Below are 22,988 nucleotides of genomic sequence, written 5' to 3'. Positions count from 1 at the left end.
GCAGTTCCTCGAAAGGTCGAAGCGACGAGATTCGGAGCGCGAGGCCCGACACTGCGACGCTCTCGGCGAAAATACCCTAACGACTCCGCGACGACGAGACGAACCATTTACCCCGCGTTCGGTCGTACGCTCGGCCATGCCCCGACCGAAATCGGAGTTCGAACAGCTCCACCCCTGCGACTTCTACACCGCCGAGGAGCTACTGAAGACCGACCAGATGTACACCGTCTACGAAATCGCGCGTCTCCTGCAGGGACTCGACCCCGACGCCGAGTTGGAGGCCGAGACCGAGGACATCCTGCTCGACTGGGCGATTCCGTGGGTCATGAACAACGCCGACGACTTGGTCATCGCCGAACCCGAGGCCGACGACGAACCGGGCTACTACGGCCTGAAGTCCGACGACAGATGAGGCTCCTCGTCGCTGGCGGCGACCGGGTGGACGCCGGGAAGACGACGTTCACGACCGGTCTCGTCGCCCTCCTCGGCGCGGTCGGATTCAAGCCCCGCGCGGGCAACGACTACTGGTTCGACCACGACGACTACCGGCGCGCGGTCGAGGAGGGCCGCCTCTACGGGAAGGACGCCAAGCGCCTCGCCGCGGCGAGCAGTGACGCCTGCGGGACCGACTTCGACCCCGAAGACCTGAACCCGGTCCACCGCCTCTGGCGACCCTCGCCCGGCCCGGACACCGGACTCGTCGGCCAGTCCCACCGCGAGTTCGTGCTGGACCGCGTGGGCGAGTCGTTCGTCGTGAACGCCCGCGCCGACGTGCCCGACTCGGCCCGGCGGAACCTCCCCATCGCCGACGCGCCCGAAGTCGAGTCAGTCGAGCGACTGGACGAGATAACGAGACGGCTCCACCTCCCGATGTTCGAGGGGTTCGCCGAGCGCGTCCGGGACCTCCAAGACGAGACCGGCGGGACCGCGGTCGTGGAGTCGTACGGCGACGTGGCGCTCCCGATTCGCGGCCTCGACTTCGACGCAGTGGCCGTGGTCGAACCGGGCCGAATGCGAGCCTACGACGGCGACCGCTTCCTGAAGGCCTGCGAGGTCGCCGGCGGGAGCGCCCGCGAGGGCCGACTGGAGGTCCACACCGGCGACGTGACGGACCTCGCCGACCCGAAGGCGACCGCCGCGCTCCCGGCGCTCCCCGGCGAGGACCGCCGGGACCCCGCCGCGGTCGCGCGAGCGTACGACGAGGCGTTCGGGGAACTGGTCGCGGTGGGAGAGTCGTAGTTCGACGCCGACCCCGACTGCGCCCACTACCCGGACCCGGACCTTGACCCGAACTTCGACCCTGACCCCGACCGAAGCTCAAAACCCGATGTGGGAGGTCGAACTCGGCATGTCGTCGTCATCGTCGTCGTCCGCGTTCTCCGGGTCGTCCGTCGCCGCATTCGACTTCTCGTCGTCCCCTTCGTCGCCGCCGTCCTCGATGCTCCCCTCGTGGACGAACTCGTAGTCCTCGTCGGTCAGGTAGACCGCGCCCTCCTCGACGGCGACTTCGACGCCAACCAGCGTCGTGTTCGCGGCGTCGCCGTTGTCGCAGTACCCCGAGCAGGCGTCGAACATCGACCCGTGTTTCGGACAGATTACCTGCCCGTCGCGCATCGCCGCGCCGAACCCCCGGTCGAGTCGCTGGGCCTCGTGGGTGCATCGGTTGACCCACGCCTCGACGCCGGACGTGTCAGTCTCCCTCTCGGCCGGTCCCTCCTCGCAGGGCACCAGAATCACTTCGTCCAGTTCGTCGTGGCGGTCCCTGACCGTGAACAGCCACGACCGCTCGTCGCGGACCGTCTCGGCCGTCGTCAGTCGCGTTTGCTCGGTCACGACACGAGGAACGAACTCGCGGAAAATAAAACTGACCGAGGGGTCGTCCTGCCGGAGCTTATCGCATCCGGGCCGCGCGACCGGCCAGTTCGATGTCTTGGTACGGGTCCGTCGTGACGCTCGGTCCGTGGCCGACGTACATCTCCGAGAGATGTTCGTCCACGCGCTCACGCACCCGGTCGATGCTCTCGATGAGTCGGTCGCGGTCGCCTTCTTCGAGGTCGGTCCGACCGAAGCTCCCGTTCTGGAATATCAGGTCGCCCGCGAACAGGACGCTCGCGGCCGACGAGTAGAAGCAGAGGTGGTCGTTCTTGTGCCCCGGCGTGTGGAGCGCGGTGTAACTGTGGTCGCCGAGTCGGACGGACTCCTCGTCTGCGACGGCGTTGTCCACCTCGGGCTGGTCGGTGTCGAAGCCCCACGTCTCGACGCCGAAGGCGTCTCTCACGGCGTCGAGGTTCCCGAGGTGGTCGTGGTGGGTGTGGGTGAGGAGTACGGCGTCGAGGTCCGTGGTTCGCTCCTCGATTCGCGCCACCGCGTCGAAGTTCGACCCGGTATCGACCAGCACGGTCCGGTCGCCCTCCACGAGGAAGGCGTTGCTCGTGAACGCCTGCACGCCGCGCGCGAGGTTCGTAATCATGCGTCGGGGTAGGAGCGGGGAGGGTTTGTGGGTGTCGTTGTCGGCGAATCGGAAATTGTCTCCGACGAAAGTGAGAAACAAAAAAGGCGAAACACCGAAGGTGGCTCTGTGGGATATGCCGATAACCGAGAGCCTACTATGGAAGTCAAACTGCTGAACGCGACTGAGAACCCGGAAGAGGCGATCTGCACCGCGGCGCGCAACGACTACATGAACGAGTGGGTCGGCGAGAAGTCCTTCGAAGAAGTCATGGAATCCATCGAGGGCGAAGACCTGAAGACGAAACAGGAGACGCTCATCGGCCACCTTCTGAGTCACGGTCACTTCGGTCCTTTCGAACACCCACAAGCCGTCTTCGCCGTGAAGGGCATCAGTCGCTCTTGTATGGCACAGATCACTCGTCACAGACACGTCAGTTTCGACGTGCAGTCGATGCGCTACGTCTCCTTCGACGACATCGACCCGGACGAGGTCGGCGACGGTGAGATGGTCGTGATGCCGCCCTCGATAGACGACCCCGACTGGATCGGACGAAATCAGAAAGGCGGGGCCGTAGACGACGAAACCGTCGAAAAGCGCAAAGAAGTGTTCGAGTCCTCGATCACGGAATCGGTCGAGGCGTATCAGGAACTGCTGGACCTCGGTGTTCCGCCAGAGGACGCCCGGTTCGTTCTCCCGATCGGCACGAAGGTCAACATGGTCATGTCGATGAATCCGCGAATGCTGATGCACGTCGCCGATATGCGTGCCGCGGCCGACGCCCAGTGGGAAGTCAGAGAAATGACAGAGAAGGTCCTCGACTTGGCGAAGGAGTGGTGCCCCATCACCTTCGAGTACTACGAGGAGAACATGAAGAACCGGAAGAACCGACTCGCGCCTTAATTCCTCGTCGCGGTTCTGGTCCGGGTCTCTCCGCTACTCGTCGGCGAGTTCTTCGACCAGCGTCTCTAAACTGTAACTCTCCAGCGGGTTGTCCGTATCGCGGAGCGACGAGATAACGAACGTCGAGTTGGTGCGCTCGACGCCGTCGATGGCCTCGAAGTCGCTGATGAGGCGTTCGACCGCGTCGCTGTCGGGGAGGCGAGCGAGGAGGATGAAGTCGGTCTCGCCCATCGCGAAGTAGGCTTGGGTGACGCCCTCGACGGCGAGCAACTTCTCGCCGAACTCCTCGTAGGAGTCGCTGTAGTCGGCCAGCACCTCCACGAGGACGGTGACGCCCAGCCCCGCCTTTTCGAGGTCGATGTCGTAGAGGTCGTTCTCGATGACGCCCTCCTCGCGCAGGTTGTTCAGTCGGTAGTGGATGGTCGAGACCGGGATGTCGGTCTCCTCGCTCAACTTCTCGGGACTGCCGGTGCCCAAATCCGCGATGGCCTTGAGGATGGTCACGTCGCGCTCGTCCATTTTCCTCCACCTTGCGTCGCCGACTACTTAACCTCGGGTCTGTCGGTGTCGCGGTGTCCGACAGAAGAGGGACGCAACACTAGCTCGACAGAACTGAATCGGCTATAGGACTAAATATTGGTGAAGAATACTGGATTTACTCCTATTTTCGCTCTCAATTCTATTCTACTGCAATCTATTGTAGAAGCGTTTAAGTCGTTCGAGGACAGACGATTGTAACAGAATCATGATTTCGGACGATATTGGGAGTAGAATCCCACCTTCTCCCGTGATGTTCGTTTTGCTCGCTACGCTGTGGGGTGGTTCGTTCGTCGCCATCGAAATCGGCCTGCACTACTTCCCGCCGCTGACGTTCGCCGGACTCCGGTACGCGGTGGCTGGCGCGGTGTTGCTCGGCTACGCCGCAGTAGCGACCGACCGCTGGCGGCCCCGCGAGCGCGAGGAGTACCTCGTAATCGCGGTCGTCGGCGCGTTCGTCGTCGCGGGCTATCACGGCTTGCTCTATCTGGGCGAACTGCGCGTCTCGGGCGCGGTCGCGTCGGTCGTCGTCAGCCTCTCGCCGGTCCTGACCGCCGGGTTCGCGGCCGTCGTGCTGGACGAGCGCCTGACCGTGCCGAAGGCGGTTGGCTTCGCACTCGGCATCGTCGGCGTGGCCGTCGTCGCGGGGCTGAACCCGACCAGCGCGGCCTCGACGAGCCTCCTCGGAGTCGGTCTCGTCGTCGCCGGTATCGCGTGCTTCGCGCTCGGCGGGGTCCTGACCCGACCGCTCAGCAACGACCTGCCGATAGCGACGATGGAGGGGTGGGCGATGCTCGGCGGGTCGGGGCTGCTGTTCGTCGTCGGCACGGCGCGCGGCGAGTCGCTCGCCGCGATTCGGCCCACGCCGACCGCGCTGGCGTCGTTCGCGTACTTGACGCTGTTCTCCGGCGTCGTGGCGTACCTGCTGTACTTTCACCTGCTGGACGAACTCGGCCCGACGCGGCTCAACCTCGTGGGCTACCTCGAACCCGTGGTGGCGACGCTGACGAGTTGGGCCGTGCTGGGCGAGCTAGTCGGTCCCTCCACGCTCGTCGGTTTCGCCGCCATCTTCGCCGGGTTCGCGGTGCTGAACCGCCATGTCGTTCGGTCGCTCGTCGTGTCGGCACGCGAGTCGCTGGCAGGCGACGGCGAATCGCTGACGCACAACGGCGAGTCGGCGTCCGACGAGACCCCCATCGGAGGCGGAACGGCGTGGTCCGAGTCGGCGGGTCCCGCCGACGACTGACGACGGTCGCTCGTTCGGAACGTCCCCCTGTCTGTGGATTCACAACCCATTGGAAATTTTAATTAGTTCAAAACAAATATGCTCTAATACATGTAAAGCGTTAAGTACGTGTCGGACTCTATTCTCGACTGAGGGATTATTATCGGAATTGAAATACTACCATCTCGGTGGCGAGAACACGAGCGCGGACAGGTGGGTATCGGGACGCTCATCGTGTTCATCGCGATGGTGTTGGTGGCGGCGATGGCCGCGGCCGTTCTTCTCAACACCTCCGGAATGCTGGCCGAGAAGGCCGAGGAGACGAGCTTCGACTCCACGAACCGGGTCTCGAATCGGCTCATGGTCGTCAGTTCGTACGGCCACGTCACGGACGACGTGTACAACTCCGCGCCGAAGGCCACGCAGGACATCATGCCCAACGAGAGCGTCGATACCGTCGAGTTGACGGTGAAGTTGTCGCCGGGGTCGGGCACGGTGAACCTCTCGGAAGCGACCCTCTCGTGGGTCGGCCCGGAGACCGCGACGACGCTCGTTCACGGTGACGAAGTCGCCCACGCGCCCGGCGTCGAAGACGAGGAGAACGCTGGGACGTTCGGCCTGCAACCGGACGACGGCGGTACCAGAGGCGGCGGTCCGAGCGGCGACAGCAATCCCCACGAGACGTTCAACACCTACGCGCTCGACGCTGACGACCACGCCGTCCTCGGCGGACAGGGCCAGCGCATCAAAATCTATCTCAACGCCGGTCTCATCGAAGCCCAGTCCCGCGACGCGGTGACGCCGCCGTACTCCGAACCACTCTCGAACGGCGAGGAGGTCCGACTCAAACTCACGACGCCTTCGGGCGCGACGACCGTCTACCGACTCACGGTGCCCTCGTCGCTGGCCGGGAGCGAGTTCGTCTCGCTCTGACCGGCGTTCGTTTCTCCGGCGTTCGTTCCTCCGGCGTTCGCTGTCTCCCGGTTTGCGCCCGCTCAGAATCCGCTGAACTTGTCGCGCCGGTAGATGTCGAGTTCGCTCACGGTCGAGTGTTCCTGTTTGGCCGCGAACGCGATGGCGTCGGCGACCTCCTCGGGTTCGGTGACTTCGCCTTCCCCGAACCGCTCGGCGAACGACTCGCCGTAGGCCGACCCGAACTCGGTCCGGACCTCCGAGGGGTTGACCACGGTGACGGCGACGCCCTCCTCGCCGACGTTCCCCTCGATGCTGTGGGCGAATCCGCGGACCCACCACTTGCTCGCGGCGTAGATGGGGTTAAACGGCCGGGGGTACTGCCCGGCGAAGCTCCCGACGAAGACGAGGTTGCCCGCCGTCTCCGTCAGGTGCGGAATCGCGGCCCGCGTCGCGTAGAACACGCCGTCCACGTTGGTCTCCATCATCCGGCGGTACTCGTCGGTGCCCAGCGACTCGACCGACTCCCCGCAGGCCATCCCCGCGTTGTTGACCAACACGTCGAGACCGCCGAACTCGGCGACGGTCGTCTCGACCATCTCCTCGACGGAGTCCTCGTTGCGGACGTTGGTCTGGACGACGAGCGTCTCGGCGTCCCACTCGCTCTCTATCTTCTTCACGATGTCGTTCAGCACCTTCTGGCGGCGGGCCGCGAGCGCGACGCGAGCGCCGTCACGGGCGAGCGCGTGGGCCGTCGCCTCGCCGATGCCGGAACTGGCACCCGTGACCAACGCCGCCTTCCCGTCGAGTGGGTCGTCTGCCATACCGTGCAGTGGGACGACGAGGAGATTGGCTCTTTCGGTGGAAGGGTTCTCCGTTCCGCGGGACAGCGGTGCCGCAACCACGAAACTTAGGATGGTGCGTGCTAACGAGGAGATATGTTCGTACTTCGAGGCGGGACGGTCGTGGACGCGGACGGGACCCGAGAGGCCGACGTAGCGGTCGAAGATGGACGAATCGCCGCGGTCGGCGACGTGCCCGACGACCCCGACGACGAAATCGACGCGAGCGGACAGTTCGTCGCGCCGGGACTCGTGGACGCCCACGTCCACGTGATGATGGACGGGCGGCCCGACCCGAGCGAGATCGACGGCGACAGCGACGCGACGCTGGCCTACCGGACGACGGCCAACCTCCGGGACGCGCTCGACGCGGGCGTCACGACGGTCCGGGACCTCGGGTCGGCGGGCACGCTCGCGCTCGACGCCAGAGACGCCATCGAGGAGGGCGTCCTCGACGGCCCACAGGTCTGCGCCTGCGGCCAGAGCGTCGTGATGACCGGCGGGCACGGCCACTGGTTCGGCCGGGAGGCCGACGGCGTGCCCGAGGTCAAGAAGGCGGTCCGCGAGCAACTCAAGCGGGACGCCGACGTGGTGAAGTGCATGGCGACCGGCGGCGTCCTCACCGAGGGCGCGCTGACGGGGATGCCGGAACTGGACGAGGAGGAACTCGAAACTATCGTGGAGTCCGCCAGCGCAAAGCGCGTACCGACCGCGGCCCACGCTCACGGCACCGCGGGCATCAAGAACGCGGTCCGGGCGGGCATCTCCAGCGTCGAACACGGCACGTTCATGGACCGCGAGGCGGCCGAACTGATGGCCGACCGGGGCACCTACTGGGTGCCGACCGCGAAGGCGCTCTACGGCATCGTGGAGGCCGGGACCGAGGCCGGAATCCCCGAGTTCGCCGTCGAGAAGGCCGAGGAGGCCAAGGAGGCATGGGCCGACGCCTTCGAGTACGCCCTCGACGCTGGCGTCCCCATCGCGATGGGGACCGACGCCGGGACGCCGTTCAACTTCTTCGCCGACATCCCCGAAGAACTGGAACTGATGGTCGAACACGGTCTCACGGAGACACAGGCGCTGGAGGCCGCAACGGTCAACGCCGCCGACTTGCTGGGACTGGACGACGTAGGGACGGTCGCGGAGGGCGCTCGCGCGGACCTCGTGGTGCTGGACGAGAATCCGCTGGACGAGGTAGCGGCGTGGCAATCGCCAACGCGTGTCGTGTGTCGTGGAACCACTGTCCGGTGACAAGGCTACGTCAAAAGGTCTTTTATACCGGGCAATGGAGGATTACAGTACATGAGACGGCTGCTGGCTGTCGGCCTCGTAGTCGTGCTACTCGTCGGGACGGTGCCCGTAGCGCCGGTACTGGGCGTCCTCCCTGCGCGTGACGCGACGCCGGTCTCGACGATGTCCTCCACGGAGGTCCGAGACGGCCCTTCGACGGAACTCTCGCGAACGCCCGAGACGCTCGGCGTCGCGGACAACTTCGACACCGTGGAGTTCCACATCACGGTCCACGAGAACGGGACCGCCGAGTGGACGTTCACCTATCAGCGCACGCTGAACAACGAGACCGAACGCCAGCAGTTCGAGCGGTTCGCCAGCGAGTTCGACAACAACTCCACGCAACTGTACGAGAACTTCAAAGGGCAGGCCCGGCAACTGGCCAGCGCCGGACAGAACGCGACCGGCCGCGCGATGAAGGCTCAACACTTCAAGAAGGAAGCCTACGTCGGCGGCCTCGTCAACGAGAACCGCGGCATCGTCAAGATGTCGTTCCAGTGGACGAGCTTCGCGACTGCCGAGGGCGAGACGGTCGTCATCGGCGACGTGTTCGAGGGCGGCCTCTACATCGGCCCGAACCAGTCGCTGGTCGTCCACACCGGGACCGGACTCCAGTTCGAGTCGGCACAGCCCGCCGCCTCCGCCCAACCCTCTGGCGATTCGCTGGCCAGTAGCGAGTCGGTGACGTGGCAGGGCGAGCGCGACTTCATCGACCAGCGTCCCCGCGTCAAGTTCGAGCCGATGAAGGGGACGACGACCACGACGACCGACGAGACCACCAACTCCGGCGGCGAGAACGCGACGGTCACGACGAACCCGGCCGGACAACCGCCGTCTGACGGCGGGAACTGGTCGCTGTTGATGATGTTCATCGGAGCCGTCGTCGTTCTCCTCGGTCTCGCGGCCGCGTTCGCCTACCGGCAGGGCGACTTCGGGTCGTTCGCCGGGAGTACCGACGCGCCCGACGGCGGCGACGGCGGCGGGGGTTCGGCCGCGGCGGGCAACGGCGGCACGACGACCTCCGAACCGTCGGTCAGCGACGAGGAGTTGCTCACCGACGAGGCCCGCGTCAAGAAACTGCTGGACGACAACGGCGGCCGGATGAAGCAAGTCAACATCGTCGAGGAGACCGGGTGGTCGAAGTCGAAAGTCAGCATGCTCCTCTCGGAGATGGAAGAGGAGGGCGACATCAGCAAACTTCGCGTCGGCCGCGAGAACATCATCAGCCTCGAAGGTCACGAACCCGACGCCGCTGGCTCGCCGCTCGAAGGCGAGTAATCGTTCACGTTCGTTTTTGCTGGCCGATACTCCGGAGTGTTCGAAATGAGACGCGTAGAAACCCGAGGTTTCGCTCGCGTGAACTGTTTCCAATAGTTTCGCTGATATGGGGAACCGGGGCACAGCGCCGTGAAAGCGCAACTGTTAAACAGTCCGTGCCACTACGAAAGAGTGCAGACGCGAGGGACGCTCCGTTGGTGTAGTCCGGCCAATCATCTTGCCCTCTCACGGCAAGGACTAGGGTTCAAATCCCTAACGGAGCACTCCCATCCTTACGCCGTCTCCCGGTTTTGAGCTGTGGCACAGGAGAATCACCATGCCACCACAGGGCAATCACGAAACTCGGAACATCCGATTAGCCCGCAGTCTGGCGATCTACGCTCGTTGTCCGGCACGTCGACTCGCCGGATTCAACACCCCCTCGCGTTCCGTCCAGCAATGGCCTCGAAGAGGGCAGTGCATACATGCACTTGGATATTCGGAAAGGGTCGATCAGATCAAGAATCTAGATAGGACATCCAGTAACAGTTTGCAACATAGGGCGTCAAGAGTTGAGTTGCTGTACCAGGCCGATTGTTTGGTTGGCGATTGTTGGTTGTTGGGTGGTTGGTCTCGCCGGGGGGCAGATCTACAGTCGGGGTGCACCTATGAGTGAGTTGGAAGAGATAACGTTGGTCACACAACCGTCGCAAGAACAATTGAATGAGCGCCAACGAGTGGACTACGAGTCCCAACGGACGGACTGTCTACAGTGGTTACTGCACTTCGGGAAGAAACCAGATCAAGCCGAGGGATACGCGTTTGAAACGGTGCGTGCGCGAGCGAGTCGGATGGACATGTTCTACCGATGGGTGTGGAAGCAAGAGAGTGGGTATGTCGCGGATGTCACGCACAACCACGCCGACGAGTACATGAAATACGTGGCGTATCGCGATACCAGTAATGTCGATAAGGCTAATCACCAGAAAGCGGTGAAGATGCTATTCAAGTGGCGAGAGCATGAACACGGGATGAATCCGTGGGAGCCTTCGATTACCTTTTCGACAGCGAACGGGGCGAGCCAGCCGCGGGACTATTTGACGCTCGCAGAACGTCGCAAGCTCCGCGAAGCGGCCCTCGAGTACGGAAGTATTCCCAGCTACAATGACCTCTCCCCTGAGGAGCGTGACCGATGGCGTGCTCACCTTGCTCAACGGTTCGAGAAGCCGAAGGAGGATGTGACGCCAGAAGACTGGGATCGCGCGAACGGGTGGAAGATTCCATCTCTTGTGGCCACGAGTCTGGATGCTGGCCTTCGACCAATTGAGGTTGCGCGGGCCCGAGTGCAGTGGGTTGATGCAGCAAACGACGTTTTGCGTGTCCCCAAGGAAGAGAGCTCGAAAAATCGGGAAAACTGGGTCGTGAGTCTGCAATCCCGTACGTCCCAGATGCTATCGCGGTGGGTCGAAGAACGTCAAGCGTATACCGACTACGAAGAGACGGATCAGCTCTGGCTGACGCGCGAGCAGAACCCGTACAGTTCGCATTCGCTTAGTTACCTGCTTGACCGTCTCTGCGATGTTGCGGACATCGATACGTCGAACCGCAAGCTAAGTTGGTACGCTATCAGGCATTCGGTAGGGACATACATGACTCGAGAGGAGGGGTTGGCTGCCGCTCAAAGCCAACTCCGACACAAGAGCGAAATGACGACGATGAAGTACGACCAAGCACCTGTCGAAGATCGTCGCGACGCACTAGACCGGATGGGGTAACAAATTCGGTTGAAGCGACTCTGTTGAAACCCTTCTCTCTGGACAGTAGCTGACATGAGCAATACGTGGTGCAAATTGCTCAGTCTTGGTGTGGGTCTTGGTCGACGTACCGGAACTCAAACCGGGCACCACCGTTCGCACTCTCTGTCACCGTACACGTCCACTCATAGACGGTGGCTAATTCGTTGACGAACGCCAGCCCTAATCCATGTCCCCCTTGTTCAGCTGCCGAGGTATAACCTTGCTCGAACACCGTGTCCCGCTTGTCGGGCGGTATCCCAACTCCGTCGTCCGCCACGTAAAATCCCGTCGGGAGATCACTGACGGTAATCGTTACATCCCTGCCACCGTGTTCGACGGCATTCTCGAACAGATTCCGGAACAGATGCCGCAGGTACGTCTCATTTGCCTGAATAGTCCAGTCACTTGTCAGCTCAAGTGTAGCCTCCGGCGCATCCACATCTCTCCACGCCGCCTGTGCCGTTTCTGCCAGTTCGACTGAACTCGTCTCACCGGCCGTCTCGCGCCCTCGCATTAACACCAACATCACGTCGATGATATCTTCGAGGCGGTCGAATGCTTCCGTCACGTAGTCAACCGCTTGTGGGGCGGCCTCCGTTGGCAGTTGCTGACTGTAGAGTTGGCCGATCGTCACCGGATTCCGGAGTTCGTGCGCGAGCATGCTAGCAAAGTTTTCGAATCGCTCGTTCTGGCGTTCAAGCCGCTGTTCGTGTTCCTTTCGGTCGGTAATATCGTCGAACAGGGTCGCGACTTGCTGGCTTTTGGGCTCTCCAAACGGAAAGGCGTACACACTATACCACCGATCTAATGCTTCTGCCTCTGCTTCGAAGCTGACTGGTTCACCTGTCTTGGCGACGTCCCCGTAGCGGTCGAACCAGTATTGCTCGTGATCCGGTCGCAGGTCGCGCATCCGTTCGCCCTCTGCGTCTGTCAGTCCAGTCTGTTCCTCGAATGCCGGATTCGTCTCCAGAAAGCGATAATCCACGGGGTCACCGTCCTGGTCGAACAGCATCTCGATGATGCAAAAGCCCTCGTTGATGGATTCGAATAACGTCCGGTACTTCCGCTCGCTTTCACGCACTCGGTCGTAGGCTTCCTCTTTGGCCTGTTGGAGTTCCTGTCCACGCTGAAGGATATCTGCCGTAAGTTGTAACTCGCCGTAGTCGAACCGTTGGAGCGGCTCCTCCGCACCGTCGATATGTAGTTGTCGGATGATTGGCGTCACGTCCTTGACGCGATGGACGATGTACTCGATAGTGCCGTCTGCATTGAGAATGGGCGTGTTGATCGGACTCCACCAGCGGTCTTCGAATCCCCCTCCTTCGGACTCAGGGAGGGGAATCGGGGAGTGGGTTACCGGCATCACGTCCTCCTGCCGTTCGGCTGTCACTCGTTTGAGCGATGCCTGTAACGCGTGGACACCCTCGGCATCCGTTTGGGGATCGTCGGGGAACACGTCGAAGAGGGATTCGCCCAAAATCTCCGTCCGCTCGGTCATCGTCGCCTCCAAGTAGGCATCAGTCACCGCGACGATCTCGTAGTCATCCGGCTTCAGAATGAGATACGCTCCGGGTACGTTCTCGAACAGTTGGCGGAAAGTCGATTCAGTGGTTTCAGCTTGCAGTCGTTTGTGTTCGGTGACATCCTGGAAAACGCTTAGACCGGCAACAATCTCACCGTCGCTGTCGCAAAGTGGTGTCACCCATACCCGCCAGTCGCGCCCGCCGAACGTGACCTCGCTGGTCTTCGTCGCCCCGTCTTCAATAGCCGTCCGTAGTAATGAATTGAAACCATCACCGAGATCGTCGGCGAAGATCTCCGCGAACGTCTGGCCTTCGAGTTGCTCGCGACTGGGCAACGTGGTACCCACCACGGCCCCTTCGACGAGTTCGTATTGGAGATTGTGGTCGTAGACGGCGACGGCTCCGTTCGGGAACTGCGCGGCGAGGGTACGATAGAGGTGTTCAGACTCCTCACCGTTGGTGGGGTCGGGATGTCCAGGTGAAGAGTCAGCCGGGTACCACCAGACACGCGCCCGGGCGCCGACCTTCTTCGTGCGTAGTGCGGCCTGATCGTGAAGTTTCTCGAGTTTGTCGTAGGCGGTGTGCCGAGTACAGCCGAGTGCGTCAGCGATTTCGCTGGCCGTGACGGGGTCATGGACTGCCCCTGTACTCTTGACCGCAGTGAGCGTCTCGGTGTCCGTCACCCGGTCAGAACCCATGATAGTATTCCATAGACGGATGCCAACAAAAAGTCTCCGTTGATAGAACGAGCGGGGCTGGTAGTTGAAATAGGGTAATGACGGTAGTTCTCTTTTGAGTGCTCAATTCACGCTCTGTACATAGCAAACTGTTGAGGCACATTGAATAGAGAGAGTTACTATATGCTATGTGTCGTAAGGATACTATGGGCGTCCCCCTGACCGGTGACAAGGCCGACGGCACGAATCGCCATGTGGCCGAGAGTGTCTACCGATTCGGCACGCGCCGGATTAACTGGTACATTCTCGAAGCGGACGAGGGATTGACAATCATTGACGCGGGTCTTCCTGCCCATTGGCCGCAGCTCGACAACTGGCTCGACGAGAATGGCTACGAATTCAACGACGTTGCTGCGGTCGTGCTAACCCATGCGGACGTAGACCACGTCGGCTTCACCAGAATCTTGGCCGATCGAGGAGTTCCCGTTTACTGTCATCCGGACGACTTGCCTCTGCTGCGCAACCACCCACAGAGACCTCCCAGATGGTTCCTGCGGAACCTTTGGCGGCCACGATTCTTCGCCTACGCGCTTGAGATGATCCGCGACGGTGTCGGGTCTGTTGAGCCCATTGCCGATGCTAAACCGCTCACCGACGCGGATGTTCTCCCCGTGCCGGGTGAACCGCGTGTGATCTTCGCGCCCGGTCACACCCCCGGGTCGTGTGCGTTGTTCGTCGAAGACCGCGATGTTCTCTTCTGTGGCGATGTCCTCGCCACGCGGAATATCTTCACCCAACGGGAGGGCGACCCGCAACTGCTGGGTGCAGCCGACGAAGATCACGATGAGGCCAACGCGTCGCTCGCTCACCTCGAAGGACTGGGGTCGGTGACGCTTCTGCCCGGACACGGTAACCCTTGGTGCGGAGACATTGACACGGCACTTGCCCTCACAGGCTAACACCGAATCTCAATTGCTCCAATGTCAAACCTATTCGCCTCTCGTAGTGGGGGACTCGCTCCCTCTATTCAGCACGCAGTTTCTACTAGCCATGAGGTAGGTCAATAGTGGAAGTGATACATTCACTCTCTGTATTCGCCTTCACTTACTTTCTGTTATTCTCCAGAAGACATATCGCTCCAAGAGTGATGCAAAGTTATCGTGACCACACTCTGGGCACTCCACCCCTGCGACACTCTCAACACCGATCGGGACAGTGTATCCACACTCGTCTTGGCATGAAACCTGTGTGTACTGGTCTTTGAGATCAGTTATCACGTCTTGGGTGTGATTCTCTTTAAGATGCGTCTTTGCATTTCCTTTCACCTGCTCCACGGCTTCTCCTTCGACCATCATGTCGCAATGGTCACAATCAAGCTGATACATTTACTCCGCACCACTCCCTTTCACAAGTACCTCCCCATCATGCGTGACTCGGATGTCACACCCGCTGTACGTGAATGTGACCATTCCGTTCCCCATCCGTTGGTCGCCGCTCACCTGTGATGAAAACAGTGTATTGAGCGCATCAGTTTCGACGACCGAATAGAGTGGTTCAATGTCCGTTAGATGAGATCCTTTTTCAGTATTGACTGCTCGGACGACAGCTTCGGTCACTGATTCATCTTCCTGAACAGAGTACGTCGTTCCGTCTGTTTTCTCGGTAGTGTGCGACGCAGTTGAAGCAGTTTCGGTAGGGCGTGTCACTATTGGGCTCCTATTCTACTGTAAGCCCTTGATTCTGTTGAGCCTCAAGGCAGTATATTCAGCCCATTTAAAATGGGGGCGGATAAATCACGTTACATCAAGTGTTTCCCCGATGAGGCTATTTGTCCCTCGTCGGAGTCGGTCAGAGAACGACTGGTGAGTTATTCCGAGTTCCTCCGCAAGTTCACCTAGGTTTGTTTCTGGCGGCGCCTCATAGTAGCCACTTCGGTAGGCTAGTAACACGGCTTCTCGCTGTTCCGGCGTAAGACCGTACGCTCCTTCGCCGGTTCGCGCTCCGACCGAATGGATGCGTCCGATCGTAATGTCAATGCCTTGGTCAGCACAATATCGTTGAAACTCCGCGATTCGGTCGGAATCTTCGGCCCGAAACTTGAACTCCCATTCGTCTTCGGTGCCGGTCGCGGAGAGCACCGTCAATTGCGCATTGGTAATCCCGGTGAGGATACCTTCAGCATCTGGGTTCCACTCGGCACGGAACAAGCCTTGGTCGCCAAGGTCGTCGACAAGCGTGTACGACTTGAGTACCCCTTCTGCTTCGAGGGCCTGTTGAACGTTTCCAACGGGTTCCTCCCGCACCCAAAAATAGGGGAGAATCGCGTTCTTTGTCGGGACGACTTGTTCGATCTCGATCGTAATCTCGGGAAAGGACTCAAAGATGTGTCCAAGTGGGAAGGCGTCCGCAGGCACAGTAAACGTCGCAATCGTAGACATAGAGTCTACAAGTTCTCTCAGAACATAACTGCATCGCCCAAAATAGGCACTCGATCCGGTCGCCTCTCATGAGATACATCGATTACCGCCCGGTTAAATTCATATCTATACTAATGAATAATACTCACTAACGGAGATAAATTGAGGGTCGATGCCAAACTATTTCACTTATTCTTGCAGACACCCGATAAGACGAGTATGGCGGACGACGACATTCTCGTGGCTTCCCTTCCCCCACCACCGGCAGGGTGCTATCACCAACCGTGCGAGTCTGGAGACACTCGACCATACTGTGACCCTACCCAGGAATACAACCGTATCTCGCGTGAACTGGCGCAATCGCTTGAGTTACGTCTCTGTCGGCGATGCGCCCAACAGGAATCAACAGGCTACAACACTAACACCGACACCACGTGTCCGTTTTGTGGAACCACGGTACAGAAGTCCCTATTCCCCGAACACTTACAGACCTGTCCTGAGCGCCCATAGTATTCTCCCCCATCTAGTGAAACCGTGGCACAACCACGTCACGGAGGCCAAAAGACGAAGTAGAATACGCATATCCCAGAAGACCCAATGCTTTTCATGATTAACCGTGGTAGTTCACGAGGCTATGATACCACTACAAGGATTGCCACTCGATCCCCAACAGTACCAACCAGCGATTGTCAGCGCGATCACGACCGTCGTGTTATTTATTGTCGTCTTTGCCATCATATACTGGCTCGGGAAATACTTCATGACCCGAGCCGTACGACGAAGCCTCGAACACCGCAATTTTGACGAACTACTCATCAACCTTGCTGTAACCACTACTGCCGCGGTTACTGCGGTCGTGGCGGTTGCGCTAGCCGCAACGGTCGCAGGCTTCGGGGTCGTCCTCGCCGCGTTCGCCACCTTGGCCGGGGCACTCGCACTCGCCGTCGGCTTTGCCGCCCAAGATCTTCTCTCCAACTTCGTCGCGGGCATCTTCATCATTCAAGACGAACCATTCACTACTGGCGATTGGATCGAATGGAGTGGGAACAGCGGTGTAGTTCGGGAAGTGAATCTTCGAACGACGAAGTTAGACACGTTCGACAACGAACTGGTGACGGTGCCCAACAGCGACCTCGCTAGTGCGGCAGTCCTGAACAACGTGGCCAACGATGAACGTCGAGTGGCCTATGATTTCGGTATCGGGTACGATGACGACATCGAGCGGGCACGGGAAGCCATCGTCGACGAAGCGGCGCGCATCGAGGGCGTTCTCGACGACCCCGAACCATCGGCCCCCGTCACGGAGTTGGGTGACTCGGCGGTCGTGCTGTCGGGGCGTCTCTGGATCGATCCGGACGACAGTAGTTATGGAGCGGTACGCGCCCGGTTCGTGGAGGCCGTCAAAGAGCGATTCGACGCCGAAGGTCTTGACATGCCCTATCCCAACACCGAACTCTCCGGTGGACTCGAAGTCACAAACGCTAGTGAAATCGAAGCCACCTCAGACGACTGACTACGAGATTCCGTCCGGTTGAGGAATCATTTCTTTCCAACTCGTTCGTGTTGTCTGATACGGACGTCCGCAACCGGAGGAAGAGGAGTGTGGTGAGAACCTGGCCTGATGAATACACGCTCTGAATCGCACAGTTTGTGATGCAGATCGCGCACTAGCCGAAAGTCTTTGTTGAATGTTAACGTGAATTGGCCATGGACAATAAACTGAGAAGAAGGATTACAGAATGCTTGAATGAGGCATTAGAGGCTGACGACCAGACTGAGACGAAATATCACATCCGACAAGCGCTCCAACTCATCCATACGGATGGAGAAATAAAGAATGGAAACACAGAGGATAACAACGGATAGGGTGATACTCTATCTCAGACAGTACACGCACTAAATTATTTGATTTAAAGTTCGTATCTATTATTCTGGCAAAAATAAGCGTAGGTTGCACATAAGTCGGGATTTCACCACAATCACTATATGGTGGGAGAGTCATATTATAGATTATAGTTGATAGACAATGTCTGGCAATAAGAAAGAAGATGCAGAGACGAACTCTACGGAACCCGCGCTTGAGGAGATCCCACTCTCATTGGATGCGAGGCTAGACATTTTGGCCAATCACGCTCGGCGTGAGCTTCTTATACTCTTGCGAGACCAACCTGAGGAGACTGTTGAGTTAGAGGAAGCGGCCAGATATATCCTCAAACAGGTGTCGCAAGAACGGGGACGCCAACCAAATTACGATGACGTGCAAGTCGAACTCCAGCACCACCACTTGCCGAAGTTAGCGGACGCTGGCATCATCGAGTATGACATCCGAAGCCAAACAATTCGGTATCGACCGAACAAACAGCTTGAGGAACTGCATGACCGAGTCCAAGGCTTCCGAGAGGACTAGCCCACCTACACTCCCAGCGTATCAAGAGACCAGAAATCTATCTTTCCCCTATTAAATATTTAACTAGAGTCAGAAAATTTTCGTGGCTGTAACCACCTTCACACGTCATAGGAGAAGGTTCGATACAGGCCACCGAAACCTTAATTACATTCGATTCAATAACTAACACGTTCCAATTCCACCATGGCTAGTGGGGTGACGAGTCAATTCTACTGCCAGTATACGTGTTGCGTCAATCACCAACACACCACCGACATAATGTTCAGGCCGATTGGCCCCGATACACTCAGCTGACTTTTCCACTATCCCCTTTGAGGCTCTGGTCGTGACAATAGATGAGTCTTAAATACTAAACCTGGATGTAGATCATTGTGCTACTTTATCCGATCAATTACGATAAATGCGGTACACATGGGTCTGTCGAAAGAAGACCCAAAACCGTTATCGATAGTACCTCATAAACCGCAATAATAGTTAACGTCTAGCACGATGAAGAAGATAGTATGCATCTACCGACCAAAATCATCAACCCGATAACCAATGAACAAATTGTGTTCGACGAGACTGCTTCGAACAATGAGCGGTTAGTTTGGGACGAACTAAAACCGCCAGACATTGAGCCACCACCGGTACACTACCATCCCGCTACCGAGGAACGGTTCGAGGTGTTTGAGGGGCTGCTCGTAGTCGAAGTTGACGGAGAGAAACACGAGGTCAAAGCCGGTGAGGAGATCGTTGTTCTACCAGCGACACCACACGTGTCATATACCGAGGCTGAATCGGCACAGTTCAGACGCGAAGTGACGCCACCTGGTCAGTGGCGAGAGGCTCTGACCGCTCGATTTGCCACTGTCCACGCAGTCGGTGATCCATCGGGTGTAATCGGTCTTCTTCAGACCGTACTCTTGGCTCGGACATATCCGGATGTGGTTGTTCCCGAGCGGCCACCACGGGCCGTCCAGCGCACTCTGTTTCCCGTTCTCGCTCTAGTTGCTCGAATTTTCGGATTGAAATCCGATTATCCGTACCCGCGAACTGCCACAGATACGAGCGAAGAGCGCTCCTCTGAAAAGGTTACTTAATTGATCGACATGCTGAATACAGAGCGTGTACTTACCATAGGTCGTTTGGCAATTGCGTACCGGAAACGTGGCGCAATTTGTATCGGAAACGGAATGTTACGCATCAGCCACGGCTTTCAATTGAGGGACTAAATCTACTGTATCCCTTATTACGACGGGTGGACGATAGAAACACTCCATATGTTATTTGCTAACAGGTAACGATACGAATGTGGGTGTAGAATACAGACATGACACAGCAGAATACTATCTCACGCCGCAGTGTCCTTCGGAAGGGAGCGATCGCCACAGGAGCGGTCGTCAGCGGTGGCACGACAGCCGTCGGGAATGCAGTCGCGCAAGATGAGCAAACGGGGCTCGCGGCCAAGATTGAGAGCCACGGTCACTACGCGTGGTTCCCAATGGGCCCTGAGTCGTGGGGGCGGTCAACGATCCCGTACGATACACGAAACGGAAACAGCCGGTGGATGGCAGAGCCTCAATCGGATGGGAGTGTGCGTATTCTCGCGGAGAATCTGGGGACAGAGCCGCCAAATCGGAATACTGGGTTTGACGTGCATCTCGGACAGCTCGGGACGATTGAGACCGTGACCGTCGCGTCACGCACACTCCAAACGCCGCGCACAACGGGCCCCTCTGTCCTGTTTCTCGGGCTGTATCTCAACAGGGATGGGAATGCGGATTTCTTCGAGTGGGAAACCACAAATGGAATCGATAGGTGGGTGGGGTTCGGTGGGGATGCAGAAGGGCTCTTGGCGTCCGCTGCAAGTGGAGAGGTGACTATCGACGGCGACACGATGTTCACCGTTGTCCCTGCCGAAACACAGGCGACACTCGCCGAGTTGCAGGACGGAGCCGTCGAGGGCATTGCTGGGGAGACGACTGCCGCCCTCTATGTTGGCGTCGCCAACGGCGGTGAGGGAACAGACGAAGTTGTTGTTGAAGACGTGCGCGTCCAGCGGTCGTAGATAACTTGTCTCTCCTCTTCGGTATTTTCTCCTGTCCATCGGCGACCATGAACTGACCGTAGAGACGTACGTGTTGTAACGACCGAACGATAGAACCTGCTTGAGGATGACGACAGGCGTAACGAACTTTATCAAGATCGACGAGGTCAGGCAAGAGATTGACTCCACGTATCCCAACCCCGGACACAATTCTAAGGGTAAATTGGAGGTTGCAAACAACGGCTACGGTCACCGGCTCATCGGGGACGCATTCGAGTTTCTCTGTAAGGTATTACTGTATCGGCGATGCAGCGAAGTCATCATCCCTTGGCGACGCACATTCGGTGACTCCCAGCGCCGCTTTACAACCGACGAAACACCGCCTATTGGCGTTCAGAAATTCGACGGATGGAAGTGGGAAGATGACTATGTAGGCGTCTCTAGCCGAGATGAATGGGAGGAGATGATGGATAACGAGCCAGAATGGTATCGGAGAAGTCCGGTCAAGTGGACGGAGGACGAGGAGTTGACGAAGCTCGCCGACCAGTACGTCAAAACGGGTATGAACACCGAAGGTGTGGTAAAAGCCGCACTCGTCAATGCCGGCTGGAAGCCCAACGACACCGTCCACTCGTGGATCAACCGTGAGGCCTTCGAGGAAGATGTCCTCGAGGAGATGGAAGCGTTGTTCAGACTGTTGCGTGAGAACGAGTGGACTGACGACGAGACCGTATTTGAGCGACCCGCCTTCGGGGGTCACCGCCACATCCTTCCCGGGGAGGGAGATTTCATCGTGGACGATCTACTTGTCGACATCAAGACGACCGAGGATAGGTCGTTCACGAATGCCTTCTGGCGGCAACTGTTGATGTACTACGTGCTGAGCGACGTGCAACGCGTCCTGCACGATGTGGATGGCAGGACGTACGGCAAGGAGTCCTTTGAGGGGAAGTACCCCGAGATCAACCGGGTGGGAATCTATTACGCCCGATATGGGGAACTCCAGACAGTCGACATCAAGGAGGTAATCGACGATCGAGGTCGGTACAAGGAGTTCCGGGCGTGGATCGTCGACCGGGCCATTGAGGAGAACAGGCACGCCCAACACGACTATTCGGCAATTCGGGCTGCACTCACGGAACCGTACGACTACAAGAAACAGCGAACGCTCTTCGATGACTACTAGCCGCGAGTCTCAACCACCCTTATCGGATCACTTGGATGTGACTTCTGTCAGTCTTCCCTGGCCTCGATTGAATGCCGTCGAAGTGTCGGGCTGATGTTTTTCTCCACGTACGCCAACTCCGACTCGTACGCCCCCGTCAAGTCGGCATACCATTCAGCCATCCGCCCGGCCAGATCCGTCTCCTCGGTCGCCCGATATGACTCCAGAAGTGATCCGCGAGCCCCCTCGTTGATTACCGTCCGCGACTCGCCTTCGATGAAGACCGTCAGAACGTCTTGCATCACGTAATCCTCAATGTCGTACGCGTCCTCGTCATCAAGCACCGGTTCGAATAGACCCCCGGCGAAATGCGGAGGACTGCTGAACTCGTCCTCCTCGCGCTTGCCCTTTGGCTCCGACAGCACGTCGTAGAACAGAGGTTTAAGCTGTGTATCGTAGAACGAACCTTGGAACCGGTTCAGACCCTTGTTGTGGTGACTCCACTCCTCGTGCAGTTCGATCTCCAACACGCCGCGGTCGCGCATCAGCCGGACGAAGGCCAGCCGATCAAGCAGCAAGGCTGCGAACGCTGTCTTCTCGGCCTCGCCCGCGTCGGCTGGCGCGTCAACGGCTTCGACAAGCGACGTCTCGATACCGTCGTGGTCGTAATCGCCCTCACCGACCAACGTCTCCGCGTACAGGTCGTGGAAGTCCGACAGGCCGCCGGTGGCCCGACGGACATGGTGATGGCCGAGATTCTGGAAGAAGGTGGCGAGCGGGCCGTCCGGTTCGGGGAGCCCGTTCAGGTCGGCGTAAGGCACCATCCGCTCCTCGCGGGCAAAGTACTGGATGACCTGCTTCAGGCTCTGGGGTTCGACAACGGGTTCGAGCACGAGGCTGCGCCTGTCCGTTTCGGCAATCTCGTAGACGCCCCATCGAAAGCCGTCAGTCGCGATGCCGTACTCGTAGCGGGTGTTGTCTAGATAGTCGAGCAGTTCGGTTTTGGCAGTCTCGATGTCGTTGACTGACTTGTTCTCGCCGATGACTTGGGCCGGGAGATTGTCCACGCGGAAGTCCGGGTATTCCTCTCGGCTCTGACCCGGAGAGTCCGGTCGCGGCGTGACCGCGTACCCGAGGACGTCAAGTACCGGCCAGATCAGGTGATCCTCCACGAACCTCTCGGGGAACTGGCGGAGGTCGGCGCCTTCGAACTCGGCGTTGCCCTCGACGATTTCGCCGAGTCGGTCTGCCGAGAGGTTGCGGTCGGCCAGTTCATCGAGAAAGTCCTCGACCACAGTTCCGAGATCGGAGACGGCGGCGTCGACAGTCGCGGAATCCATCTGTTTGGATTCTGAGCCAGCTTTACATATCAACATTCGCCATTCGCGACGATATTATATACTGACGAATACAGATAGAAGGATTGGCAGTTTCAGAGCTTCTTCTCAGTGACGTCTTTCGAGGAGACAAAGTGGCGGACGAATTCTCCGAGTCCCACGTTCGATGTACGTCGGCGAGGTTGTTCAGGCAGACCGGGCGTAAGTCGCCCTCGGAGTAGT

General features: G+C 59.1%; 23 protein-coding genes and 1 tRNA gene. 15 read left to right on the top strand and 9 right to left on the bottom strand.

All coding sequences use genetic code 11. The features are described 5' to 3' along the window. Nucleotides 1–136 precede the first annotated feature (136 nt). Nucleotides 137–412: a DUF5827 family protein gene (locus EPL00_RS07560; protein ID WP_135851082.1), complete on the top strand. Its 276-nt coding sequence runs from the start codon at nt 137–139 to the stop codon at nt 410–412. Then, entirely contained in the window at nt 409–1,239 is an 831-nt protein-coding gene (locus tag EPL00_RS07555) for an ATPase (protein WP_135851083.1), read from the top strand. The genes EPL00_RS07560 and EPL00_RS07555 overlap by 4 nt, the downstream gene beginning before the upstream one ends. 78 nt (nt 1,240–1,317) lie before the next feature. Here the strand turns inward: EPL00_RS07555 and EPL00_RS07550 are convergent, their stop codons facing one another. After that, complete coding sequence (locus EPL00_RS07550; RefSeq protein ID WP_135851084.1) at nt 1,318–1,833, bottom strand: Rieske (2Fe-2S) protein; 516 nt, start codon at nt 1,831–1,833, stop codon at nt 1,318–1,320. Nucleotides 1,834–1,891: 58 nt separating this feature from the next. Then, nucleotides 1,892–2,470: an MBL fold metallo-hydrolase gene (locus EPL00_RS07545; RefSeq protein WP_135851085.1), complete on the bottom strand. Its 579-nt coding sequence runs from the start codon at nt 2,468–2,470 to the stop codon at nt 1,892–1,894. A gap of 138 nt (nt 2,471–2,608) precedes the next feature. Here EPL00_RS07545 and thyX point away from each other — a divergent pair, with 138 nt between their 5' ends. Further along, nucleotides 2,609–3,352 carry an FAD-dependent thymidylate synthase gene (gene thyX, locus EPL00_RS07540; protein WP_135851086.1) on the top strand — a complete coding sequence of 248 codons (744 nt, stop codon included), beginning with the start codon at nt 2,609–2,611 and terminating at the stop codon, nt 3,350–3,352. Between the two features lie 33 nt (nt 3,353–3,385). On the opposite strand, the gene EPL00_RS07535 is transcribed toward thyX, so the two are convergent. After that, nucleotides 3,386–3,871 carry an Lrp/AsnC family transcriptional regulator gene (locus EPL00_RS07535; protein WP_135851087.1) on the bottom strand — a complete coding sequence of 162 codons (486 nt, stop codon included), beginning with the start codon at nt 3,869–3,871 and terminating at the stop codon, nt 3,386–3,388. Nucleotides 3,872–4,142: 271 nt separating this feature from the next. Here EPL00_RS07535 and EPL00_RS07530 point away from each other — a divergent pair, with 271 nt between their 5' ends. Then, nucleotides 4,143–5,135 carry a DMT family transporter gene (locus EPL00_RS07530; RefSeq protein WP_238398146.1) on the top strand — a complete coding sequence of 331 codons (993 nt, stop codon included), beginning with the start codon at nt 4,143–4,145 and terminating at the stop codon, nt 5,133–5,135. Nucleotides 5,136–5,327: 192 nt separating this feature from the next. Then, entirely contained in the window at nt 5,328–6,047 is a 720-nt protein-coding gene (locus EPL00_RS07525; RefSeq protein ID WP_238398145.1) for an archaellin/type IV pilin N-terminal domain-containing protein, read from the top strand. Nucleotides 6,048–6,109: 62 nt separating this feature from the next. Here EPL00_RS07525 and EPL00_RS07520 read toward each other — a convergent pair whose 3' ends face one another. Further along, the gene (locus tag EPL00_RS07520; RefSeq protein ID WP_135851089.1) at nt 6,110–6,850 is read right to left on the bottom strand and encodes an SDR family oxidoreductase; all 741 of its coding nucleotides are present in this window, start codon (nt 6,848–6,850) and stop codon (nt 6,110–6,112) included. 114 nt (nt 6,851–6,964) lie between these two features. Here EPL00_RS07520 and EPL00_RS07515 point away from each other — a divergent pair, with 114 nt between their 5' ends. The 4 genes from EPL00_RS07515 (at nt 6,965) to EPL00_RS07500 (ending at nt 11,190) form a co-directional block, all read left to right on the top strand. After that, nucleotides 6,965–8,119: a metal-dependent hydrolase family protein gene (locus EPL00_RS07515; protein WP_135851090.1), complete on the top strand. Its 1,155-nt coding sequence runs from the start codon at nt 6,965–6,967 to the stop codon at nt 8,117–8,119. 51 nt (nt 8,120–8,170) lie between these two features. Continuing rightward, nucleotides 8,171–9,436: a helix-turn-helix transcriptional regulator gene (locus EPL00_RS07510; RefSeq protein ID WP_135851091.1), complete on the top strand. Its 1,266-nt coding sequence runs from the start codon at nt 8,171–8,173 to the stop codon at nt 9,434–9,436. A 188-nt stretch (nt 9,437–9,624) separates the two neighbouring features. Then, nucleotides 9,625–9,699, top strand: a tRNA-Glu gene (locus EPL00_RS07505). A 384-nt stretch (nt 9,700–10,083) separates the two neighbouring features. After that, nucleotides 10,084–11,190, top strand: a complete 1,107-nt coding sequence (locus tag EPL00_RS07500; RefSeq protein WP_135851092.1) for a tyrosine-type recombinase/integrase — start codon at nt 10,084–10,086, stop codon at nt 11,188–11,190. Between the two features lie 79 nt (nt 11,191–11,269). Here the strand turns inward: EPL00_RS07500 and EPL00_RS07495 are convergent, their stop codons facing one another. After that, on the bottom strand, nt 11,270–13,432 hold the full coding sequence (locus EPL00_RS07495) for a PAS domain-containing protein (RefSeq protein ID WP_135851093.1): 2,163 nt from the start codon (nt 13,430–13,432) through the stop codon (nt 11,270–11,272). A 185-nt stretch (nt 13,433–13,617) separates the two neighbouring features. Between EPL00_RS07495 and EPL00_RS07490 the strand changes: the two genes are divergently transcribed. Next, nucleotides 13,618–14,370, top strand: a complete 753-nt coding sequence (locus EPL00_RS07490) for an MBL fold metallo-hydrolase (protein WP_162224173.1) — start codon at nt 13,618–13,620, stop codon at nt 14,368–14,370. Nucleotides 14,371–14,511: 141 nt separating this feature from the next. Here the strand turns inward: EPL00_RS07490 and EPL00_RS07485 are convergent, their stop codons facing one another. The 3 genes from EPL00_RS07485 to EPL00_RS07475 all read right to left on the bottom strand — a co-directional run bounded on the left by EPL00_RS07485 (nt 14,512) and on the right by EPL00_RS07475 (nt 15,849). Further along, nucleotides 14,512–14,766, bottom strand: coding sequence for a hypothetical protein (locus EPL00_RS07485; RefSeq protein WP_135851095.1), 255 nt, complete (start codon nt 14,764–14,766; stop codon nt 14,512–14,514). Between the two features lie 30 nt (nt 14,767–14,796). Continuing rightward, a complete protein-coding gene (locus EPL00_RS24165) occupies nt 14,797–15,027 on the bottom strand; it encodes a HalOD1 output domain-containing protein (RefSeq protein ID WP_162224172.1) in 231 nt (76 codons plus the stop codon). A 177-nt stretch (nt 15,028–15,204) separates the two neighbouring features. Continuing rightward, on the bottom strand, nt 15,205–15,849 hold the full coding sequence (locus EPL00_RS07475; RefSeq protein ID WP_135851096.1) for a helix-turn-helix domain-containing protein: 645 nt from the start codon (nt 15,847–15,849) through the stop codon (nt 15,205–15,207). A 613-nt stretch (nt 15,850–16,462) separates the two neighbouring features. On the opposite strand from EPL00_RS07475, the gene EPL00_RS07470 reads away from it, so the two are divergent. From EPL00_RS07470 to EPL00_RS07455, 5 genes are all read left to right on the top strand, one after another. Beyond that, the gene (locus EPL00_RS07470) at nt 16,463–17,341 is read left to right on the top strand and encodes a mechanosensitive ion channel family protein (protein ID WP_135851097.1); all 879 of its coding nucleotides are present in this window, start codon (nt 16,463–16,465) and stop codon (nt 17,339–17,341) included. A 513-nt stretch (nt 17,342–17,854) separates the two neighbouring features. Beyond that, complete coding sequence (locus EPL00_RS24295; RefSeq protein WP_449405120.1) at nt 17,855–18,235, top strand: DUF7344 domain-containing protein; 381 nt, start codon at nt 17,855–17,857, stop codon at nt 18,233–18,235. Nucleotides 18,236–18,738: 503 nt separating this feature from the next. Beyond that, on the top strand, nt 18,739–19,317 hold the full coding sequence (locus tag EPL00_RS07465) for a cupin domain-containing protein (protein ID WP_135851098.1): 579 nt from the start codon (nt 18,739–18,741) through the stop codon (nt 19,315–19,317). A gap of 230 nt (nt 19,318–19,547) precedes the next feature. Further along, nucleotides 19,548–20,285: a hypothetical protein gene (locus EPL00_RS07460; protein WP_135851099.1), complete on the top strand. Its 738-nt coding sequence runs from the start codon at nt 19,548–19,550 to the stop codon at nt 20,283–20,285. Nucleotides 20,286–20,391: 106 nt separating this feature from the next. Beyond that, nucleotides 20,392–21,450, top strand: coding sequence for a hypothetical protein (locus tag EPL00_RS07455; protein ID WP_135851100.1), 1,059 nt, complete (start codon nt 20,392–20,394; stop codon nt 21,448–21,450). A 47-nt stretch (nt 21,451–21,497) separates the two neighbouring features. Here the strand turns inward: EPL00_RS07455 and EPL00_RS07450 are convergent, their stop codons facing one another. Next, complete coding sequence (locus EPL00_RS07450) at nt 21,498–22,769, bottom strand: hypothetical protein (protein WP_135851101.1); 1,272 nt, start codon at nt 22,767–22,769, stop codon at nt 21,498–21,500. Nucleotides 22,770–22,988: the final 219 nt, after the last annotated feature.

It is taken from the genome of Halorussus salinus (assembly GCF_004765815.2).
GTDB lineage: Archaea > Halobacteriota > Halobacteria > Halobacteriales > Haladaptataceae > Halorussus > Halorussus salinus.
Note: the sequence above shows the minus strand (reverse complement) of the source record. Positions and strands in the feature narration are given on the sequence as shown.

Coding starts and splice junctions, on each gene's coding strand:
- EPL00_RS07530 (WP_238398146.1), top strand. CDS start 4,143: ATGTTCGTTTTGCTCGCTACGCTGTGGGGTGGTTCGTTCGTCGCCATC.
- EPL00_RS07495 (WP_135851093.1), bottom strand. CDS start 13,432: ATGGGTTCTGACCGGGTGACGGACACCGAGACGCTCACTGCGGTCAAG.
- EPL00_RS07460 (WP_135851099.1), top strand. CDS start 19,548: ATGACACAGCAGAATACTATCTCACGCCGCAGTGTCCTTCGGAAGGGA.
- EPL00_RS07500 (WP_135851092.1), top strand. CDS start 10,084: ATGAGTGAGTTGGAAGAGATAACGTTGGTCACACAACCGTCGCAAGAA.
- EPL00_RS07560 (WP_135851082.1), top strand. CDS start 137: ATGCCCCGACCGAAATCGGAGTTCGAACAGCTCCACCCCTGCGACTTC.
- EPL00_RS07555 (WP_135851083.1), top strand. CDS start 409: ATGAGGCTCCTCGTCGCTGGCGGCGACCGGGTGGACGCCGGGAAGACG.
- EPL00_RS07465 (WP_135851098.1), top strand. CDS start 18,739: ATGCATCTACCGACCAAAATCATCAACCCGATAACCAATGAACAAATT.
- EPL00_RS24295 (WP_449405120.1), top strand. CDS start 17,855: ATGTCTGGCAATAAGAAAGAAGATGCAGAGACGAACTCTACGGAACCC.
- EPL00_RS07470 (WP_135851097.1), top strand. CDS start 16,463: ATGATACCACTACAAGGATTGCCACTCGATCCCCAACAGTACCAACCA.
- EPL00_RS07520 (WP_135851089.1), bottom strand. CDS start 6,850: ATGGCAGACGACCCACTCGACGGGAAGGCGGCGTTGGTCACGGGTGCC.
- thyX (WP_135851086.1), top strand. CDS start 2,609: ATGGAAGTCAAACTGCTGAACGCGACTGAGAACCCGGAAGAGGCGATC.
- EPL00_RS07545 (WP_135851085.1), bottom strand. CDS start 2,470: ATGATTACGAACCTCGCGCGCGGCGTGCAGGCGTTCACGAGCAACGCC.
- EPL00_RS07510 (WP_135851091.1), top strand. CDS start 8,171: ATGAGACGGCTGCTGGCTGTCGGCCTCGTAGTCGTGCTACTCGTCGGG.
- EPL00_RS07485 (WP_135851095.1), bottom strand. CDS start 14,766: ATGATGGTCGAAGGAGAAGCCGTGGAGCAGGTGAAAGGAAATGCAAAG.
- EPL00_RS07490 (WP_162224173.1), top strand. CDS start 13,618: ATGGGCGTCCCCCTGACCGGTGACAAGGCCGACGGCACGAATCGCCAT.
- EPL00_RS07535 (WP_135851087.1), bottom strand. CDS start 3,871: ATGGACGAGCGCGACGTGACCATCCTCAAGGCCATCGCGGATTTGGGC.
- EPL00_RS07475 (WP_135851096.1), bottom strand. CDS start 15,849: ATGTCTACGATTGCGACGTTTACTGTGCCTGCGGACGCCTTCCCACTT.
- EPL00_RS07455 (WP_135851100.1), top strand. CDS start 20,392: ATGACGACAGGCGTAACGAACTTTATCAAGATCGACGAGGTCAGGCAA.
- EPL00_RS07450 (WP_135851101.1), bottom strand. CDS start 22,769: ATGGATTCCGCGACTGTCGACGCCGCCGTCTCCGATCTCGGAACTGTG.
- EPL00_RS07515 (WP_135851090.1), top strand. CDS start 6,965: ATGTTCGTACTTCGAGGCGGGACGGTCGTGGACGCGGACGGGACCCGA.